This is a genomic window from Hymenobacter metallicola (genome assembly GCF_004745645.1).
GTDB classification, from domain to species: domain Bacteria; phylum Bacteroidota; class Bacteroidia; order Cytophagales; family Hymenobacteraceae; genus Hymenobacter; species Hymenobacter metallicola.
This window is the reverse complement of sequence record NZ_SRMB01000004.1, coordinates 338,979-355,596: the sequence shown is the minus strand read 5'-3', so window position 1 is coordinate 355,596 and position 16,618 is coordinate 338,979. Positions and strand designations below refer to the sequence as shown.

The window sequence follows — 16,618 nt, the reverse complement described above, 5'->3', positions numbered from 1 at the left end:
AAGAAGCCGGTTCGTCTGAACCAGCTTCTTTGTGTTCATGGAAATGAAGTGCGGGCCTATAGCTGGGCTAAACCGCCGTCCACGAATAGCTCGGTGCCCGTCACGAAGCTGCTGTCGTCGGAAGCCAGGAACACCAGGGCTTTGGCTACCTCGTCGGGGGCTCCCAGGCGGCCCAGCGGCACGGTGGTGGCCAGGTAGGATTTGATTTGTTCGCTCTGGGTTTCATCGGCACCCAAACCGCTCAGGCCAGGGGTGTCGATGGGGCCGGGGCTGAGGGCGTTAACCCGGATTTTGCGCTCTTTCAGGTCGGCCGTCCAGGTGCGGGCAAAGGAGCGCACGGCGGCTTTGGAGGCGCTGTACACGCTGAAGTTGGCCTCGCCCATGGAGCCGGCCGTAGAGGCCATCAGGATAACCGAGGACCCGTCGCGCAGCAGGGGCAGGGCCTTCTGCACGGTGAAGAGCGTGGCTTTCACGTTGCGGTCAAAAGTCATGGCGTAGTGCTCTTCGGTGATACCGCCCAGCGGGGCAAAATCTCCGCCCCCGGCGTTGGTGAAGACCACGTCGAGGTTGCCTTTTTCGGCCTGAATGGTGGCAAAGAGCTGGTCGAGGTCGGCCTGGCTGGTCACGTCGCTGCGAATGCCGCGGGCGTTGGGCCCGAGCTGCTGCACGGCCGCGTCCAGCTCGGCCTGCCGCCGCCCGGTGATGTACACAAAGGCGCCTTCGGCCACGAAGCGGTGGGCTGCCCCCAGGCCGATGCCCGTGGTGCCGCCCGTAATGAGGGCTACTTTGTTGGCTAGTTTTAAGGAAGTGCTCATACCTACAAGAGAAAAATGAGGATAAAATGGAAAAGCCCAGGCGGCCTGTAGCACGCTTTGGCTGACAGCACAAAGGTTGCGGCCCGCTGCTCCCATCTCCATTGACATTTATCAAAAAAACGGCTTGATAAATGTCAATTAACTGTAGGTAATGATATGATTTACAGAATATTATATAGAATACGGCTGTTTCTAGTTTGCCATTGCTGCTGCGTTGGGAGCTTTATACTAGGTTGCGCCGGATGCGGCTCAGAGTTTCGGTGGTCATGCCCAGATAAGAGGCCACCATGTGCTGGGGAATGCGGCGGGCAAACTCCGGAAAGTTCTGCAGAAAGAGTCGGTACTTCTCTTCGGCGGAGTGGCTGATGGTGGTGTGAATCCGGTTTTGCTGGGCCAGAAAACTGCGGTGCAGCAAGGCATTGACTAGTTGCTGCAGCGCCGGGATAACCTGGCACAGGCGGTCAAACTCCTCTTTCCGGATCAGCAGTACTACCGAGTCCTCAATGGCATCGATGTTGAAGCGTGCCGGCAAGCCGGATGCCAGGCTTTGAAGGTCGCCTATCCACCAGTTTTCCACAGCAAAGGTCAGGATGTGCTCGGCACCTTTGGTATCTACACTGTAGGTGCGCAGGCAGCCCTTGGACACGAAGGCGTTGTAAGTCCATACCTCGCCTTCCTGCAGCAGAAATTGGCGTTTACGCAGCCGTTTAATGGTTGTCACGGCTTCAATTTGCTGCATTTCCTCGGCCGTAAAAGCGGCCTTGCTCCGCAGGTACTTCTCAAATAACTCAAACATAGGTCAAGCAACTAAAAACCGGGGTAACACAAAGGAAAGGTCTTTTCGTGGGCAACTCCAGCAGAGCATCCGTCGGCTAAGTAGCCCTGCACGTAATTGAGAGGGTAGAGTGGGCCGGTAGGTACGGCTTGCGGACCGCGCGCCAGTGCCGGCAAGAGGCCAATACGCAAGGCGTATGCGGCTTTCACTATTCAGGGATTAAAGGGCCACTATTTCCCGAAAAATATTTTTTCTTATCTCACCTACCGAAACCGTTTCCGGAAACGGTTTCGGTATTTTTTATTCGAAATTAGGCTGGAAACAAGGTTTTTGCATAGGCCTTCCTATCTCCGGGCATACTATCTTCGAAAACAAGTCCGGTAGATAGGTCGGACACCGCCCTGAGTACTACCTCCGCCAAGCTGGTCTTCCCCAGTGCTGGTGCTTGCCATTTTCTCCATACAATTCCCACCCGGCCGAGCTTCTCTTTAGAAGCAGTGTTGGCCGTACCCAACCCCATGAAATACCTCCTCGGTTACGACATTGGCAGCTCGTCTATCAAGGCCTCGCTGCTCAGTATTGACACCGGCCGGTGCGTGGCCTCGGTCACCTCGCCGAAGAAGGAGATGGAAATAACCGCCCTGCAGCCCGACTGGGCCGAGCAGCGCCCCGAGCGGTGGTGGCAGGAAGTCGTGAATGCCACCCTGCAGCTGCGGGTCGACTTCGACTTCGACCCGGCCCTGATTGCCGGCATCGGCATTACCTACCAAATGCACGGCCTCGTGCTCGTCGACAAGGAAGGCGAAGTGCTGCGCCCGGCCATTATCTGGTGCGACAGCCGCGCCGTGGACTACGGCAACCAGGCGTTTCAGGACCTGGGCCCGGAGTATTGCCTGGAAAACCTGCTCAACTCGCCCGGCAACTTCACGGCCTCCAAGCTGAAGTGGGTGCGCGAAAACGAGCCCGCCATCTACGCCCGAATCCACAAAATCCAGCTCCCCGGCGACTACATTGCCTTCAAGCTCACCGGCCAGCTCCAGACCACCGTTTCGGGTTTGTCCGAGGGCATATTCTGGAATTTCAAGCAGCAGGCCATTGCCCAGGAGTTGCTCGACTATTACGGCATCAGTTCTGCCCTGCTGCCCGAGGTAGTCGACACCTTCTCGGTGCAGGGCCACCTCACGCCCGAAGCCGCCCGGGAGCTGGGCCTCGCGGCCGGCACGCCCATCAGCTACCGGGCCGGCGACCAGCCCAACAACGCTTTTTCGCTCAATGTGCTCCAGGCCGGCGAAATAGCCGCCACGGCCGGCACCAGCGGCGTGGTCTACGGCATCAACGAAACCATGACCTCGGATTCCCGCTCCCGGGTCAACTCCTTCGTGCACGTCAACAGCACGCCGGAGCGGCCCAAGAACGGGGTGCTGATGTGCATGAACGGCACCGGCATTCTGAACAGCTGGCTGCGCAAAGTCCTGGGCGACATTAGCTACGAGGACATGAACCAGCTGGCCGCCCAGGCCCCGGTCGGCTCCGACGGCCTCACGTTCTTGCCCTTCGGCAACGGGGCCGAGCGGATTCTGGAAAACCGCCAGCTCGAAGCCGAGCTGCGGGGCCTCAACTTCAACCAGCACGGCCGCGTGCACGTGGCCCGCGCCGCCCAGGAAGGCATTGTCTTCGCCCTGAACTACGGCGTGGACATCATGCGTGAGTCGGGGGTGCAGGTGCGCAAGGTGCGGGCCGGCAACGCCAACATGTTCCTGAGCCCGATTTTCCGCGAGGCTTTTGTGAATAGCGCCGGCGTGGAGCTGGAGCTGCTCAACACCGACGCGGCCCAGGGCGCGGCCCGCGGCGCGGGCGTCGGGGCCGGCATCTACGCCAGCACTTCGGAAGCTTTCACCGGCCTGGAGCGGATTCTGACCCTGGAGCCCACGGCTGAATTGCAGGAACAATATCAGGCTGCCTACACCCGCTGGCAGGCCATTCTCAATCAAATCGTACCCTTACCAACCACCCCTCGGCATGTCATCCAACACGCTTTCTAAAACCGAGTATTTCACCGGTATCGACACCATCCGCTTCGAAGGACGCGAGTCGGACAACCCGTTGGCCTTTAAGTGGTACGACGAAAACCGCCTAGTGGCCGGCAAAACCATGAAGGAGCACCTGCGCTTCGCGGTTTCGTACTGGCACACCTTCACCGGCACCGGCGGCGACCCGTTCGGCCCCGGCACCAAGCACTTCGCCTGGGATGCCCACCACGAAGCCGTGGGCCGCGCCAAAGACAAGATGGACGCCGCCTTCGAGTTCTTCACCAAGCTCGGCACGCCCTACTACTGCTTCCACGACATCGACTTGGTGGACGAAGGCAATTCCCTGGCCGAGTACGAGCGGAACCTGGCCGCCATTGTCGACTACGCCAAGGAGCACCAGGCCGCAAGCGGCGTCAAGCTGCTCTGGGGCACGGCCAACGTGTTTTCGAACCCGCGCTACATGAACGGGGCCAGCACCAACCCCGACTTCCAGGTAGTAGCCCACGCCGCTACCCAGGTGAAAAACGCCCTGGACGCCACCATTGCCCTGAACGGCGAGAACTACGTGTTCTGGGGTGGCCGCGAAGGCTACATGACCCTCTTGAACACCAACATGAAGCGCGAGCAGGAGCACATGGCCCGCTTCCTGACCATGGCCCGCGACTACGCCCGCCAGCAGGGCTTCACCGGCAAGTTCTTCATCGAGCCCAAGCCCGCCGAGCCCACCAAGCACCAGTACGACTTCGACGCGGCCACCGTCATCGGCTTTTTGCGCCAGCACGGCCTGGAAAACGACTTCATGCTCAACCTGGAAGTAAACCATGCCACGTTGGCCGGCCACACCTTCGAGCACGAGCTGCAGGTAGCGGCCGATGCAGGCATGCTGGGCTCGATGGACGCCAACCGCGGCGACTACCAGAACGGCTGGGACACCGACCAGTTCCCCAACAACATCAACGAGCTGACCGAGTCCATGCTCATCATCCTCGAAGCCGGGGGCTTCCAGCACGGGGGCATCAACTTCGACGCTAAAACTCGCCGCAACTCCACGGACCTCGAAGACATCTTCATTGCCCACATCAGCGGCATGGACACCTTCGCCCGGGCCCTGGTTACGGCCGATGCCATCCTGGAAAAGTCGGCCTACCGCAAGTTCCGGCAGGAGCGCTACGCCTCCTTCGACTCCGGCGCCGGCGCCGCCTTCGAGAAAGGGCAGCTGACGCTGGAAGACCTGCGCAAAATCGCCCACGAAACCGGCGAGCCCACGCCCCGCAGCGGCAAGCAGGAGTGGCTGGAAAGCATCATCAACCAGTACATCTAGTACGGATGTCGAGACGCATTCTTGCGTCTCCTCGTCGAACGACAGGCAACGTCCGCAACGATTAAGACGCAGGTATGTGTCTCTACATGGACCTGGAAATATCAACAAGGTGAGTGGGAAACGCCAGCCGGGCCGGTGCTGCAACGCCGCCCGGCCGGCGCGACTTCACGCACACCACAGACTATACTGTAAGCTCGGCGTGCGGCCAGCTTGCAGCAGGGTGGGAGGGAAACAGAAAGAGGCGTACCAGCGCGCGATTCGAATTGAGGGAGAGCTTTTCGAATGGCGTTGGCGGACTGGCTGTCTGCCGGCTGGCACGCCTCACTGTTTGCCTTACGAAACTCTAATAAACCGGATTTTAACTTTGCTTCCCATAGCAGTAGATTTTCTTTCGGGAAAATATCTGGTAGAAAATCAGGGATTTATAGCAAAATAAACGGGCCCAGTGAAAGCCCAAAGAAGGAGTTTCCTCATCTTTGGAACGACTTCAAACTGAAACCCTATGAATCCATTAGTTGACATCCGTCAATTCGACCAAAGCATCTGGCTGGACTTTATCCGTCGCAAGATCCTGATCAACGGGGAATTGCAGCGGCGCATCACCGACGAGGCCCTGCGCGGCGTCACGTCGAACCCGGCCATTTTCGAAAAGGCCATCGGCGGCTCCGACGACTACGACGCGGCCATCCGCAGCCTGGCCTTGCAGGGCAAAACCACCGACGAAATCTACACCGCCCTGGCCGTGGCCGACGTGCAGCACGCCTGCGACCTGTTCCGCCCGCTCTACGACAGCCACGACAACGCTTTTGACGGCTACGTGAGCCTGGAAGTGTCGCCCGAGCTGGTAAACGATACCGAGGGCACGATTGAGGAAGGCATCCGGTTCTGGAAAACCGTGAACCGGCCCAACGTGATGATTAAGGTGCCGGCTACGCTCGAAGGCCTGCCCGCCATTCGCCGCCTCATTGCCGAGGGCATCAACGTCAACGTAACCCTGATTTTCGGCCTGGAGCGCTACCGCCTCGTGGCCGAAGCCTTCATTGCCGGCCTCGAAGACCGGGTGGCCGCGGGCTTGCCCCTCGACAACATCGACTCCGTGGCCAGCTTCTTTCTCTCGCGCATCGACGTGCTGATTGATCCGCTGCTGGAGAAAATTGCCGCCGAGGGCGGTGAAAAGGGCGAATTAGCACAATCGATGGTGGGCGAAGTGGCCCTGGCCAGCGCCAAGCAGGCCTACCAGATCTACAAGGAAATCTTCGCCGGTCCGCGCTGGGAAGCCTTGGCCGCCAAAGGTGCCGACACCCAGCGCCTGCTGTGGGCCAGCACCGGCAACAAGAACCCCAAGTACGACGACCTGAAGTACGTGGAAAACCTCATCGGCCCGAAAACGGTGAACACTGTGCCGGTCGAAACCCTCGACATCTTCCGCGAAAAAGGCCAGCCCGCCAACCGCCTCGAAGAAGGCCTCGACAAAGCCGCCGACGTGCTGCGCCGCCTGCCCGAGCTGGGCATCACCCTCGAAGAGCACACCAGCTTCCTGGAGGTCGACGGGGCCAAGAAATTCAAGGAGCCCTTCGCCAAGCTGATGGACTCCATCGAGAAAAAGCGCGTTGCTTCCCTCGACACGACCGTGGCTGAAGCTACCCTGCAGCTGGGCCAGTACCAGGCCGCCGTGGACGCCAAAATTCAGGAATTCAACGCCAAGAACTTCACCGCAGGCTTCTGGAACAAGCAGGCCGACCTGTGGGTGCAGGACGCCGAAGGCCAGCAGAGCATCCGCTCCTTCATGGGCTGGCTGCGCGTGGCCGAAACGATGGTGGGTGCCGTGTCTGAAATCGAGCAGTTCGTCAACGACGTGAAGGCCGCGGGCTTCAAGCACGTGGTGGTGATGGGCATGGGCGGCAGCACGATGGCGCCGATTGTGTTCAAGTCCTCGTTCCCGATGGGTGAAAACGGCCTGCCGATGTCGGTGCTCGACACCACCGACCCCGGCACGGTGCGCCAGATCGAAGAATCGGTGCCGCTGGCCGAGACGCTGTTTATCGTGGCCAGCAAGTCGGGCACGACGGCCGAGCCCCTGGCCTTCGGCGACTATTTCTACGACCGCCTCAAGCAGATCAAGGGCGACAAGGCCGGCGAGAACTTCGTGGCCATCACCGACCCGGGCTCCAAGTTCGTGACGTCGGCCACCGAGCAGGGCTACCGCCGCATCTTCCTGAACTTCGCCGAAGTCGGCGGCCGTTTCTCGGCTTTGTCGTACTTCGGGCTGGTGCCGGCCGCCTTGTACGGCTTGCCCATCGGTGAAATCCTGGAGCGCGCCATCCGCATGATGCGCGCCAACGGGGCGTATGGTTCGGTAGAGAAAAATCCGGGCCTGGAGTTGGGCGTGGCCCTAGGCGTACTCGCCCAGCAGGGCCGCGACAAGCTCACCCTGATTGTACCCCATTCCCTGGATGATCTGGGCCTCTGGCTGGAGCAGCTTATTGCTGAAAGCACCGGCAAGGAAGGCAAGGGCATTCTGCCCGTAGCCGGCGAGCCTGCCCGGGAGCCGGAAGTCTACGGCCAGGACCGTGTGTTCGTGTACGTGGGCTACGAAAGCGACGCCGACGCCGACAACACGGCCAAGCTCGAAGCCCTGCAAGCCGCCGGTCACCCAGTAATCAGCGTACGCATGCATGATGCCCTGGACCTCGGCGCCGAGTTCTTCCGCTGGGAAGTAGCCACGGCCGTAGCCAGCGCCGTGCTCGAAATCAACCCCTTTGACCAGCCCAACGTGCAGGCCGCCAAAACCGCCACCGACCGCCTGATGAAGGTGGTGCAGGAGCAGGGCAGCCTGCCCGCCGGCGACGAGGCCAAGGTGACGGAAAACGGCGTGTCGTACTTCTCCGCCGTATCGGGCGGCAGTGCGGCCGAAGTACTCCAGAACTTCTTCGCCCAGGCCAAGGACGGCGACTTCCTCAACATCCAGGCGTACCTGACCGAGTCGGAAGAGCTGAACAAGGGCCTGGCCGAGCTGCGCACCCAGGTGCAGAAGCAGCTGCATTTGGCTACCACCTCGGGCTACGGGCCGCGCTTTTTGCATTCCACGGGCCAGTACCACAAGGGCGGCCCCGACAAGGGCTTGTTCGTGCAGTTCACCGTGGATCATCCGCAGGACCTGGCGCTGCCGGGCCGTTCGTACTCCTTCGGGACGTTCAAGAACGCCCAGGCCGCCGGCGACCTGCAGGCCCTGCACGACTACAACCGCCGCACGCTGCGCATCCACCTCGGCGACAATGCCGAGCAGGGCCTGCGCACGGTGCTGAGCGCGCTGCAGTCGGCCCCGCTGACCGCTTCTCACGCGTAAGAATACGCCCGGGCGGCTGGTTGGGAGGCCGGCCGCCCGGGTTGTTTTTGCGCTTTCTGTCCTTTCCCCATCGAAAAATTCCCTACTCCTCTCGATGCTCTACTTAAAGCGCCTACTGGCAGCAACTGGCTTTACGCTAGTGGCAGCTACCCCGACTTTTGCCCAAACGGTACGCCTGACCGTGCAGCCCGGAGACCCCAAGCTGCAAATCAGCAAAGACATTTACGGGCACTTCGCCGAGCACCTGGGCCGTTGCGTCTACGACGGTTTCTGGGTTGACCCCGGCCTGAACGTGCCCAAGCAGGGCCGCATCCGCATGGATATCGTGGAGGCCCTGCGTAAGATTAAAGTGGCCAACCTGCGCTGGCCCGGCGGCTGCTACGCCGACGCCTACCACTGGCGCGACGGAGTAGGCCCCACCGCCCAGCGGCCCCGCACCATCAACACTTGGTGGGGCGACGCGACGGAGGACAATTCCTTCGGCACCCACGAATTCCTGGAGCTCTGCAAGCTGCTCGGCACCGAGCCCTACCTGGCGGCCAACGTGGGCAGCGGGACGGTGCAGGAAATGGCCAACTGGATGGAGTATCTGAACTCCAACGCCGACACGCCCCTGACCCAGCAGCGCAAGCAAAACGGCCACCCCGAGCCCTACGGCGTGACCATGTGGGGCATCGGCAACGAAAGCTGGGGCTGCGGCGGCAACATGACGGCCGACTATTACACCGACATCTACAAGCGCTACGCCACCTTCGCCCACAACTACCCGGGCAGCCCTAAGCTGAAGCGCATCGTGAGCGGGGCCAACGGCGACGACGCCTACTGGACCGAGACGTGCATGAAGAAGATTCCGCTCGACCAGATGTGGGGCCTGACCCTGCACCAGTACACCCTGCCCACCGGCAGCTGGACCGGCAGCAAGGGCGCGGCCACCGGCTTCGACGAGGCCCAGTACTTCAACACGATGAAGAACTGCCTGAAGATGGAAGCCGTGGTAACCAAGCACGCGGCCATCATGGACAAGTACGACAAGGACAAAAAGGTGGCTTTGCTCGTGGATGAATGGGGCGTGTGGACCGACGTGGAGCCCGGCACCAACCCGGGGTTTCTGTACCAGCAAAACTCCCTGCGCGACGCCCTGGTGGCCGGCACTACGCTCAACATCTTCAACAACCACTGCGACCGGGTGCGCGGGGCCAACCTGGCCCAGGCCGTCAACGTGCTGCAGGCCCTGATCCTGACCGACAAGGAGAAGATGCTGCTTACGCCCACCTACCACGTGTTTGACCTCTACCAGGTGCACCAGAATGCGCAGTACCTGCCGTTGCAGTTCCAGAGCCCTGAATACACGCTGAACGGGGACAAGCTGCCGGCCCTGAATGCCTCGGCGTCGAAGGACGCCAGCGGGGCGGTGCACATTTCCCTGGTCAACCTCGACACGAAAAAGACCTTGCAGCTGGAAACGGCCCTGCCCGGCGTGAGTTGGAAAACCGTCTCGGGCCGCATCCTGACCTCGGCCAACGTCAACGACTACAACACCTTCGACAAGCCCGGCAAGGTGAAGCTGGCCGCTTTCAACGGGGCCAAGAAGCGCGGCGGCAACCTGGCCGTGGAGCTGCCGCCCCAGTCGGTGGTAGTGCTGGAGCTGAAGTAGGGTCGAACTATAAAAGCGCACCCATACCACCGTCTGTCATCCTAAGTCCAGCGAAGGACCTTATGCCAATAGAACGACTAGTTCTAGCGTGATAAGGTCCTTCGCTGGGCTCAGGATGACAGAAGAAAAAGAACACTAAACCCACCACGATGCAAACTTCTTCCTCCCTGCGCAAGCTCACCACTACCGGCCTGCTCTTGGCCGGTCTGACCGTATTCAGTAGCCAGCGGCCAGCCCCGGAAAAGGGCCTGAAAGACTATTACAAAGACTATTTCCTGATGGGCGTGGCCGTGTCGCCGGCGGGGCTGAAAGGTGCGGAAGGGGAGCTCATCAAGCAGCACTTCAACAGCATCACCCCGGAAAATGCCATGAAGATGGGCCCGATTCACCCGGAGGAAAACCGCTACGAGTGGAAGGACGCCGACCAAATCGTGCAGTTTGCCCAGGACAATAAGCTGCGGGTGCGGGGCCACAACCTGCTCTGGCACGAGCAGACGCCCAAGTGGCTTTTCAAGGATGCCGACGGCAAACAGGTGAGCAAGGAAGTGCTGCTCAAGCGTCTGCACGACCATATTTTCACCGTCGTGAAGCGCTACAAGGGCAAAATCTACGCCTGGGACGTAGTGAATGAAGCCATTTCGGACAACCCCCAGGAGTTTTTGCGCAACTCGGAGTGGTATAAGATCTGCGGGGAGGATTTCATTGCCAAGGCCTTCGAGTACGCCCACGAGGCCGACCCCAAGGCGGTGCTGTTCTACAACGACTACAACACCGAGCGGCCCGAAAAGCGGGAGCGAATCTTCAAGCTGCTCAAGAAGCTCAAGGATGCTAAGGTGCCCATCGACGCGGTAGGGTTGCAGGGGCACTGGTCGTTGCAGGAGCCCACGGAAGCCGAGCTGCGCCAGGCCCTGGACCAGTACGCGTCGTTGGGTTTGAAAGTGCAGATTACCGAGCTTGATGTGTCGATTTACCCCTGGGAAAAGGACCGACGCGAGAAGCGCCCCGGCGAATCGGATGCCTACACGCCCGAGCTGGAGCAGAAGCAGGCCGAGCAGTACAAGATGTTCTTCAAGGTCTTCCGCGACTACAAGAAAGTGCTGACCGGCGTCACGTTCTGGAATATCTCCGACAAGTACACCTGGCTCGACACTTACCCCGTCGTCGGCCGCAAAAACTACCCCCTGCTCTTCGACCAGAACCAGAAGCCGAAAAAGGCTTACTGGGAAGTGGTGAAGTTTTAGAAGCTAGTCTAGTTCCCCTCCTTTTTTCAAGGAGGGTAGGGGTAGTCTATGCGTTGAACAAGGCTAGAGCTAGTCCTAAAAAGACGGTCTAGTGTTTCAACCACCCCCAACCCCTCCTTGCTTGATGCGCAACATCATCTGAGGAGGGGAGCTAGTTTTTTAGCTCTAGTATCCGTACCGCCAGCTTTTCCACCCGAATCCTATGAAAACCCTGCCTTCCCATACTGCCCGCGCAGCCGGCCGCTGCTGGCTGGTGCTGCTGGCGCTGCTTGTTACTTTCAGCACCCAGGCCCAAAAGACGGCCGCGCCATTTACGGCTACCTACGTCTCCGCTGAGAAAGGGAAAAACAGTTTCCCGCTGGCGGCGGGCGGCAAAACGGCGGCGCTGTACGCCAGCAACTCGGACTGGCCCGGCGTGCTGCGCGCCGCCCGTGACCTGCAGGCCGACATCAACCGCGTCACCAAACTCACCCCGACGCTGACCACCGACAAAGCCCCGGCCGGCAAGGAAGTCGTGCTCATCGGCACCATCGGCAAAAGCCCGCTGATTGACGGGCTGGTGGCCAGCAAGAAGCTCGACGTGGCCCAGGTAGCGGGCAAGTGGGAAACCTTCGTGCTGCAGGTGGTGGACAAGCCCCTGCCCGGCGTCGAGCGGGCCCTGGTTATTGCCGGCAGCGACAAGCGCGGCACTATCTACGGCATCTACGACCTGTCGCAGCAAATCGGGGTGTCGCCGTGGTACTGGTGGGCCGACGTGCCCGTGAAGCCGCAACAGGCACTCTACGTGGCGGCCGGGCGGCATTCACAGGGTACGCCCCAGGTGAAGTACCGGGGCATTTTTCTTAACGACGAAGCGCCGGCCCTGTCAGGTTGGGCCAAGGAGAAATTCGGCGGTATTAACTCGAAAATGTACGTGCATGTGTTTGAGCTGATTTTGCGGCTCAAGGGCAACTACCTGTGGCCCGCCATGTGGGGCAACGCCTTCAACGACGACGACAAGCAGAGCCCGGTGCTGGCCGATGAGTACGGCATCGTGATGGGTACCTCCCACCACGAGCCCATGGTTCGGTCGCAGCAGGAGTGGAAGCGCTTCGGCTCCGGTCCCTGGAACTACCAGACCAACGAAAAGACGCTCCAGGACTTCTGGCGGCAGGGCATCAGGAACATGGGCACCAAGGAAAGCATCGTGACGCTGGCCATGCGCGGCGACGGCGACGAGCCCATGAGTGAGGGCAGTAACATTAGCCTGCTCGAAAAAATCGTGGCCGACCAGCGCAAGATTATTGCCGAGGAAACCGGCAAGCCCGCCGAGCAGACGCCCCAGCTCTGGGCCCTCTACAAGGAAGTGCAGGATTACTACGACAAAGGCATGCGCGTGCCCGACGACGTGACCCTGCTCCTCTGCGACGACAACTGGGGCAATATCCGCAAGCTGCCCAAAGTGGGGGAGAAACCCCGCAGCGGCGGCTACGGCATCTACTACCACTTCGACTACGTGGGCGGCCCGCGTAACTACAAGTGGCTGAACACGAACCCGCTGCCCCGCATCTGGGAGCAAATGCACCTGGCCCACGAGTACGGTGCCAACCAGATCTGGATAGTAAACGTGGGCGACCTGAAGCCCATGGAAGTTCCCATCAGCTTCTTCCTCGACTACGCCTGGAACCCCGACCGCATCAGCGCCGACCAGATTGACGACTACTCGCGGGACTGGGCTGCTAAGCAGTTCGGCCCGAAATACGCCACCGGCATTGCCGACATTCTGGCCAAATACGCCAAGTACAACTCCCGCCGCAAGCCCGAGCTGCTCGACGCCAACACCTACAGCCTGACCAACTACCGCGAGTGGGAAACCGTGGTGGCCGACTACAACCAGCTGCGCACCCAGGCCGAGAAAATCAACCAGCAGCTGCCGGCCGAGTACCGCGACGCCTACTACCAATTGGTGCTCCACCCGGTGCAGGCCTGCGCCAACCTGAACGAGCTCTACTACACCGTGGCCCAGAACCGGGAGGCCGCCAAAAATGGCCAGGCCACGGCCAACGCCCTGGCCGAAAAAGCCAAGGCCCTGTATGCCAAAGACGCGGAAATCACGCAGCGCTACCACGCCCTGGCCGGCGGCAAGTGGAACCACATGATGGACCAGACCCACATTGGCTACACCTACTGGCAGCAGCCCGAGCAGAACGCCATGCCCGCCGTGCAAACCGTGGCTCAACCTACGGCTGCCGCAGCAACTCCGAGCCAACCCGTACCGGCGACTAAGCCCCAGGCAGTAGCTAAGGGCCCGGGCTTTGCCGAAGCCGACGGTTACGTTTCTATCGAGGCCGCCCACTACACCAAGGCCGTGGACGGCGGCGCGGTGAAGTGGCAAACCATACCCGACCTGGGCCGCACACTTTCCGGCGTCACGACTTTCCCCACCACCGCGCCCGGCCAGACGCCGACTAGCAGCTCGCCGCGCCTGGAGTACCAGGTGCAGCTCAGCGGCAGCGGCCCCGTGACGGTGCGGGCCTACCTGGCCCCCACGCTGAATTTTCTGGGCGGGGAAGGGTTGCGCTACGCCGTTTCGTTTGATGACGAGACGCCGCAGATTATCAACCTGCACACCGGCATGGTGGCCGACAATGGCAACCGTCCCTGGGAAAAAGCCGTGGCCGAAAACATCATCCTCAAAGAGTCGAAGCACACGCTGGCTAAGTCCGGCGCGCACGTGCTCAAGTTCTGGCGCGTGGACCCCGGCGTGGTGCTCGAAAAGCTGGTCGTCGACCTGGGCGGGGTGAAGCCCAGCTACCTTGGGCCGCCGGAAAGCGCCTCGGGTACGGCAGCGCCGAAAGCCGCCGAGGCCAAAGGCAGCGTAGGCCAACGCTAGAGCCTGGCTATATAAGCAACGAAAAGGCGCCGCATGCGGCGCCTTTTCCGGTTTTACTTCGTGCCGGCCGGCACCGGACTGATGGAAAAATCCTCGAACTCCACCGGGAAGCCTTTGCCGTCGGGGGCGGCGCACATCAGGCCAATCTGGACCTTCTTGCCGGGCGTGGGCGGGAAGTAGGCCAGGCGCAGCATTTTGAAATCCTTGTTGTCGAAGGAGTACTGGATTTCCACGTAGTCGCCCTTGCGCAGCAGCGTGAGCCACACGGCCTTGGGGCTGTCCTGGCGCGGCACCACCGACCAGTCCGACACCTCCCTTGTTACCACAGCGCTGACGTTTTGCACGCCTTTCACGTACTCGATGCCGGTCTTAATCCAGTTCTTCTCGTCGAGCCGGATCATCAGGCCGGCCTGGTCGTAGAGCTCTTTGTACTGCCCCACGATTTTGACCTTGGCCAGAAAGTCGCCTTCCTGTTCCTGGTAGAAAAAGTGGCCATTGTCGCGGATGAAGCCGTAGTGGGTCACGCGCCAGAAATCAGTGCCGCCGTCGACCTGCACCTGCACTTTGTTGGCCGTCACGGTCGACTTCTTAGGAGCGTTTAGCCAGCGCATAGCGGTAAAAGTTTGGGCCGAAGTCGTGAGCACGCCCAGGGTGAGGGCGGCTGAAAGCAGGAGATGTTTCATGTAAGAATAAGGAAGCTCAGCCGTAGGATGGGCGCGAAGTTAGGCTTCCTCCCTTAAGGAGCGAATTACCTTGCAGGGGTTGCCGGCGGCAAACACGTCGGCCGGTATATCCTTCGTGACGACGCTGCCAGCCCCAATCACGCTGCGCGCCCCGATGCTCACGCCCGGGCAAATAACGGCGCTGCCGCCCACCCACACGTCGTCGCCAATGGTAATGGGCTTGGCAAACTCCAGCCCCGAGGCCCGGATCTGGTGGTCCATCGGGTGGGTAGCGGTGTATATCTGCACGTTGGGCCCAAACAAGGTCCGGTGCCCGATGGTGACCGGGGCCACGTCCAGCACCACGCAGTTGAAGTTGAAAAACACCTTCTCGCCGAGGCGGATATTGCTGCCGTAGTCGCAGTAGAAGGGTGGCTGAATCCAGAGGCCCGCTCCGGCCTGGGGCAGCAGCTGCGCAAGCAGGTGGGTACGCTCCTCGGTCTGATCTTCGCCGGAATCGTTGAGCTGCTTGAGCAACAGCCGGGCCTGGGTTCTTTCCTGGGTCAGCTGGGCGTCGAGGGCATCGTAGAGCTCCCCGGCCAGCATCTTTTCTTTCTCGGTTTTCATGTAGCGGCAGTAGTGTAGCAACGAAGTTCGGTGCAGGCAGCAGACCACGTTTGTAGGCGCTACAATACACAAAAGCCGAAAACGCCCCGGTTACGGGTTGTTTTCGGCCTTGGGCGAAATGGAAAGTAGCTAGGTTTTAGCTCCGGTCGGCGTCGTTGTCGCGGCCAGCGTTGCGGCGGGGCATGGTGCCGTAGTCCGAGTTGTTGTCGTGGGGCGGCACGGGGGCGTCGTTCTGGGCGTCGCGGCTGTATTGTTGCTGTACTTCACCGCCGGCGGCTGCGGCCGGGTTCGACGAGTCGTTGGGGTCGTTGTAGGAGCCGCCTTTCGAGCCGATGCCCTCAGCGCTGTTGCCTTGGTAGCTGGCTTCGCCATCGGGGCGGGTGTAGCCGGTGCGGGAGTCGGAGCCGGTGGGCGTGGCGGGTTCCCGGTTCGGGCCGGGCTCATTGGCGCCGTTCAGCTCGCCGGTGCGGCCGTGCACCGTGGGCTGGGGGTTGTACGTGGTGCCCTGCTGCTCGTCGCGCTTATCGTTCTGAGAGGGAATATAGTCGTAGTCGGCGCTCTGGTTCCGCTCCCGGCCGTTGCCTGCCTCGTGGCCGTTGGTAGCCCCGCCCACCAGGGATGAATGGCCGTAGTCTTCGCTAAAGCCCGAATCCGGGGCGGTGGGGGAGGCGTTGTCGTTGCGGTAGTGCGGGTCGACGGTGGTGCCGGCTGTGGGCGTGGCCGTGGCGTGGCCGAAGGTGCTGCCTTGGGGGTTATACTCGTCGGTGCCGGTGTTGTTTTCGGGCCGGCCGCCCTGGTAGCCGCCAGTATCAACGGGCTGTCCACCAAGTTGCCCGCCGTACACGTCATCGGCGCGGTACTGGTTGCCGTAGCCACCCTGGGTGCCGCCTGGGCCGTGGGCGCCAAACTCCCCGCGGCCGGGACTGGCCAGCTGATTCTCGAGCCGGTCTACATCGTCGTGCACAGGCTGCACGCTGTTGCCGAACTGCCCGCCCCAATCGGCTTTAGGTGCTTCTTGGGATTGTTCCTCGGCCGGGGCCGAGCCAGGCTGCACGGCGCTCGGGTCAGCTTCCTTGTTTTCCTGCTCGTCGCCGGGCTCGGCATTAAGAGCGCCCTTGCCCACGCTCATTTCCGAGTCGGCCAAGGACTGGCTTGATGTGCTGGGGTTGGCCTGGTGCTTTTTATCGTCGTTGTTGGCGGTAGTATCTTGTTCAGTAGCCATGGTGCAGTGGGTTTTAGGAGAAGACGACAAGCATCTTCTCTCAAACCATACGC

At 61.1% G+C, this 16,618-nt stretch carries 11 protein-coding genes; 6 read left to right on the top strand and 5 right to left on the bottom strand.

Annotation, left to right across the window (positions count from 1 at the left end; translation table 11 throughout):
- Positions 1 to 56: 56 nt before the first annotated feature.
- Together E5K02_RS19895 and E5K02_RS19890 are read right to left on the bottom strand one after the other, a co-directional pair.
- On the bottom strand, positions 57 to 815 hold the full coding sequence (locus E5K02_RS19895) for an SDR family oxidoreductase (RefSeq protein ID WP_135397195.1): 759 nt from the start codon (positions 813 to 815) through the stop codon (positions 57 to 59).
- A gap of 223 nt (positions 816 to 1,038) precedes the next feature.
- Positions 1,039 to 1,611, bottom strand: a complete 573-nt coding sequence (locus tag E5K02_RS19890; RefSeq protein WP_135397193.1) for a Crp/Fnr family transcriptional regulator — start codon at positions 1,609 to 1,611, stop codon at positions 1,039 to 1,041.
- 497 nt (positions 1,612 to 2,108) lie between these two features.
- On the opposite strand from E5K02_RS19890, the gene E5K02_RS19885 reads away from it, so the two are divergent.
- The 6 genes from E5K02_RS19885 to E5K02_RS19860 all read left to right on the top strand — a co-directional run bounded on the left by E5K02_RS19885 (position 2,109) and on the right by E5K02_RS19860 (position 14,054).
- Positions 2,109 to 3,632 (top strand): xylulokinase, encoded by a 1,524-nt coding sequence (locus E5K02_RS19885; RefSeq protein ID WP_135397191.1) that lies wholly within the window; start codon positions 2,109 to 2,111, stop codon positions 3,630 to 3,632.
- Positions 3,610 to 4,941 carry a xylose isomerase gene (gene xylA / locus E5K02_RS19880; RefSeq protein WP_135397189.1) on the top strand — a complete coding sequence of 444 codons (1,332 nt, stop codon included), beginning with the start codon at positions 3,610 to 3,612 and terminating at the stop codon, positions 4,939 to 4,941. The genes E5K02_RS19885 and xylA overlap by 23 nt, the downstream gene beginning before the upstream one ends.
- Positions 4,942 to 5,443: 502 nt before the next feature.
- Complete coding sequence (locus tag E5K02_RS19875) at positions 5,444 to 8,287, top strand: bifunctional transaldolase/phosoglucose isomerase (protein ID WP_135397187.1); 2,844 nt, start codon at positions 5,444 to 5,446, stop codon at positions 8,285 to 8,287.
- Between the two features lie 94 nt (positions 8,288 to 8,381).
- On the top strand, positions 8,382 to 9,941 hold the full coding sequence (locus tag E5K02_RS19870) for an alpha-N-arabinofuranosidase (RefSeq protein ID WP_135397185.1): 1,560 nt from the start codon (positions 8,382 to 8,384) through the stop codon (positions 9,939 to 9,941).
- Between the two features lie 149 nt (positions 9,942 to 10,090).
- Positions 10,091 to 11,182 (top strand): endo-1,4-beta-xylanase, encoded by a 1,092-nt coding sequence (locus E5K02_RS19865; protein WP_135397183.1) that lies wholly within the window; start codon positions 10,091 to 10,093, stop codon positions 11,180 to 11,182.
- 202 nt (positions 11,183 to 11,384) lie between these two features.
- The gene (locus E5K02_RS19860; RefSeq protein ID WP_135397181.1) at positions 11,385 to 14,054 is read left to right on the top strand and encodes a glycosyl hydrolase 115 family protein; all 2,670 of its coding nucleotides are present in this window, start codon (positions 11,385 to 11,387) and stop codon (positions 14,052 to 14,054) included.
- A 53-nt stretch (positions 14,055 to 14,107) separates the two neighbouring features.
- On the opposite strand, the gene E5K02_RS19855 is transcribed toward E5K02_RS19860, so the two are convergent.
- The 3 genes from E5K02_RS19855 to E5K02_RS19845 form a co-directional block, all read right to left on the bottom strand.
- Positions 14,108 to 14,737, bottom strand: a complete 630-nt coding sequence (locus E5K02_RS19855; RefSeq protein ID WP_240737370.1) for a DUF1349 domain-containing protein — start codon at positions 14,735 to 14,737, stop codon at positions 14,108 to 14,110.
- 39 nt (positions 14,738 to 14,776) lie between these two features.
- Positions 14,777 to 15,343 (bottom strand): sugar O-acetyltransferase, encoded by a 567-nt coding sequence (locus tag E5K02_RS19850; protein ID WP_135397179.1) that lies wholly within the window; start codon positions 15,341 to 15,343, stop codon positions 14,777 to 14,779.
- A gap of 136 nt (positions 15,344 to 15,479) precedes the next feature.
- Positions 15,480 to 16,565 (bottom strand): hypothetical protein, encoded by a 1,086-nt coding sequence (locus E5K02_RS19845; RefSeq protein ID WP_135397177.1) that lies wholly within the window; start codon positions 16,563 to 16,565, stop codon positions 15,480 to 15,482.
- Positions 16,566 to 16,618 lie beyond the last annotated feature (53 nt).

Bases quoted from the DNA above. Each gene is read 5' to 3' on its own strand.
- E5K02_RS19895 (WP_135397195.1), bottom strand. From the start codon at position 815: ATGAGCACTTCCTTAAAACTAGCCAACAAAGTAGCCCTCATTACGGGC.
- E5K02_RS19890 (WP_135397193.1), bottom strand. From the start codon at position 1,611: ATGTTTGAGTTATTTGAGAAGTACCTGCGGAGCAAGGCCGCTTTTACG.
- E5K02_RS19885 (WP_135397191.1), top strand. From the start codon at position 2,109: ATGAAATACCTCCTCGGTTACGACATTGGCAGCTCGTCTATCAAGGCC.
- xylA (WP_135397189.1), top strand. From the start codon at position 3,610: ATGTCATCCAACACGCTTTCTAAAACCGAGTATTTCACCGGTATCGAC.
- E5K02_RS19875 (WP_135397187.1), top strand. From the start codon at position 5,444: ATGAATCCATTAGTTGACATCCGTCAATTCGACCAAAGCATCTGGCTG.
- E5K02_RS19870 (WP_135397185.1), top strand. From the start codon at position 8,382: ATGCTCTACTTAAAGCGCCTACTGGCAGCAACTGGCTTTACGCTAGTG.
- E5K02_RS19865 (WP_135397183.1), top strand. From the start codon at position 10,091: ATGCAAACTTCTTCCTCCCTGCGCAAGCTCACCACTACCGGCCTGCTC.
- E5K02_RS19860 (WP_135397181.1), top strand. From the start codon at position 11,385: ATGAAAACCCTGCCTTCCCATACTGCCCGCGCAGCCGGCCGCTGCTGG.
- E5K02_RS19855 (WP_240737370.1), bottom strand. From the start codon at position 14,737: ATGAAACATCTCCTGCTTTCAGCCGCCCTCACCCTGGGCGTGCTCACG.
- E5K02_RS19850 (WP_135397179.1), bottom strand. From the start codon at position 15,343: ATGAAAACCGAGAAAGAAAAGATGCTGGCCGGGGAGCTCTACGATGCC.
- E5K02_RS19845 (WP_135397177.1), bottom strand. From the start codon at position 16,565: ATGGCTACTGAACAAGATACTACCGCCAACAACGACGATAAAAAGCAC.